This is a genomic window from Parabacteroides sp. FAFU027, from assembly GCF_022808675.1.
In the GTDB taxonomy this organism is placed as follows: Bacteria; Bacteroidota; Bacteroidia; order Bacteroidales; family UBA7332; genus CAXXIC01.
Genome location: NZ_JAKZKV010000030.1, coordinates 1 through 2,573 on the forward strand (window position 1 = coordinate 1; position 2,573 = coordinate 2,573).

At 38.5% G+C, this 2,573-nt stretch carries 2 protein-coding genes and 1 pseudogene; 2 read left to right on the forward strand and 1 reads right to left on the reverse strand.

Translation table 11 applies throughout. The annotated features are described in order from the left end of the window. Positions 1-241 precede the first annotated feature (241 nt). On the forward strand, positions 242-877 hold the full coding sequence (locus tag MLE17_RS18800) for a hypothetical protein (protein WP_243350307.1): 636 nt from the start codon (positions 242-244) through the stop codon (positions 875-877). A gap of 427 nt (positions 878-1,304) precedes the next feature. Beyond that, on the forward strand, positions 1,305-2,126 hold the full coding sequence (locus MLE17_RS18805) for an MBL fold metallo-hydrolase (RefSeq protein WP_243350308.1): 822 nt from the start codon (positions 1,305-1,307) through the stop codon (positions 2,124-2,126). A 349-nt stretch (positions 2,127-2,475) separates the two neighbouring features. Here the strand turns inward: MLE17_RS18805 and MLE17_RS18810 are convergent. Further along, positions 2,476-2,573, reverse strand: a pseudogene (locus tag MLE17_RS18810) (IS4 family transposase); the annotation flags it as partial.

Here is a 2,573-nt window from a genome sequence, read left to right on the forward strand (position 1 = left end):
AGCATTTGAAATGCGAAAATAGATATATATTTGTTGTCGGATCACAGATCCTTATAGTACTAAAAAGCGAGATTGCAAATCTCGCTAACGCACACCGCTGTTCTATGGTATATCCGGGAGGACTGGGCAAACAAAACTCATATAGGATATCCTACACCGCAAGGTGCATATAGTGAACAACTTGAAAGAAATTCCAATATACTGATTGATGCTCTTAAGAGAATTAGATAATATAATAATTATGAGAAAAGTATTTATAACGGTAGTTTGGCTTTTAATATTCTTGAATTTATACGCCTTCAAATTGGAAAAACAAAAAGGGTATGTGTATAAAAGACCTGTAGTTTTGGATTCCTTACAAATTAGCGAACCAGATTACAAGTTTATTGATATAGAAATAAGATTTTATCACACCTCCTTCAATTCAAAAAAGCCAAATAGCATTCTAATAATTCTTGATAAGAATAACCAAGGTCAATGGTTTGGTCGTATTTATAATTACCATGAATATAATAATCTAGTATTTGATTACCGAAATAAATTTATAACTGCTATTCGAGTTAGTGATAATTGGACTTTGATATGGAAAGAGATAATTGATAAAAAACTATTGAATATTAAAACAGAATCGGAGCTTCGAATTAAGCGAATTAAGAATTTGCCTCTGTTAATTGTAGGAGATGGCGATTATTATATGGTTGAGGTTTTAACCCAAAAAGTAAAGAGGAAAATATGTTATTCAAATCCTTTTGAGCAATATAAGAATCTTGAAGAGTCAAATATTGAGTGTATGGATTTAAAAAGATTTCTTGATTTAGTCCATCTATTAAATAGAGAGTTTGGTAATAGTTCTATCGCACCGGATATAAAACCTTAGAAAAAAAGATATTGCCGCTAGGGCGTGATTTTTAATCCGGCCTTTCGCAATTATAAGACCCGTCCCTCCGGATATAAAACCGTAGAAAAATGATGTGCCGTCGGGGCGTGATCTGTGATCCGCCTCTTGGTTGTTATAAGCATTTGAAATGCGAAAATAGATATATATTTGTTGTCGGATCACTGATCCTTATAGTACTAAAAAACGAGATTGCAAATCTCGCTAACGCACACCGCCGTTCTATGGTATATCCGGGAGGACTGGAGGTGCTGCGGTTTTAAACCGCTGATTAGATCATAATAACGAATATAATAATGCGGTTACAAACCGCATCACCCGTTCGTCTGTGGTCTATAGCAAATCCAATCCAACGTAATCTCGCGCTAGTGGGGGAAGGTGGCTTTATTAACCTGATAATATTGAATATATGATTAACTACAGAAAAGGAGTAACATTTGTGTTGGCATTAGCCTTCACGACAATCGCTTTGTCAGCCCAGGTTTTTCAAAACGGGCAACTGACTATTTCAAAACTGAAGGAGCATGTCTGGATTGGAGAAACATCCGACAACTGTACTCTGTATCTCATTGAAGGGACAAAAAAATCCTTGCTTATTGATACCGGGACTAAATGTGACTCGCTTGATAGGATAGTTCGGCGAATCACCTCCAAGCCGCTGGATGTGGTCGTCACACACGGGCATTATGACCATACGGGAAATATAGGTTATTTTGGTGCTATTTTTATGCACAAGGCTGATTTTTCCATGGTGGAAGGACAAGGCTACAAGGGAAAAGTGAATTTTGTAGATGAAGGATATGTCTTTGATTTGGGTGACAGGAAGATAGAAGTGAGTCATATGCCGGCTCATACTCCGGGCTCTATCGTTCTGCTGGACCGTGCCAACGGTGACTGTTATTCCGGTGATGCATTCGGATCGAATCAGGTGTGGCTGCAATTACAGCCTTTATCGCCTATAACCGATTACATCAAAGCGTGCAAACGGATGCTTGCCTTCATTGACAACGGCATTCCCCGCATCTATTGCGGACACTACGTTTATCTTAAAAAGCCGATCGGCAAAGAGTATATCGCAAAGATGTTGTTGCTGGCCGAAGAATTGAAGAGCGGAACGGCAAAAGATGTTAAACCGTTCCGGGCAGATGTGCCACTTGCCGGATACCATGGCCCCCTTATCGCTGCGAAAGAAGATGTTTTTATCGTGTACGATCAGGCCATTTTGAAATAATAAACCCCGTTCTGCCGGATGTAAATCCGCAGGAAAATAATGTTGCTATCATTGCATTGTCTGTGTTCCGCTATCACACTGGCATAGGTTTAGCGAATGCGTTCCCGATAACTACTACTAATAATCTCAATGCGACGAAGACTATCGTTATTTCTTGCAGACAGTTGGAAAGCAGAATTCTTCGAATTCTAAAACAGCTACGCTGTTTGGATTTCCAGTACGAGATATGCTTCGCTAATCTCGCGCTAGTGGGGGCAATCCGAAAACAAATAGACAGAACATTTGAAGCATTGCTAAGATGTTTATTTTTATAGTGGAATCACTAGTGTCCCATAAAAATTGGGACGAATTAAAAATCAAATAAATTTGGCTCATTAAGCCTAAAACGCTCTTTGTCATTTTGAAATTTAGTTTTGTCGAAGAGGTCTCGAAGATGAGTTTTATCAG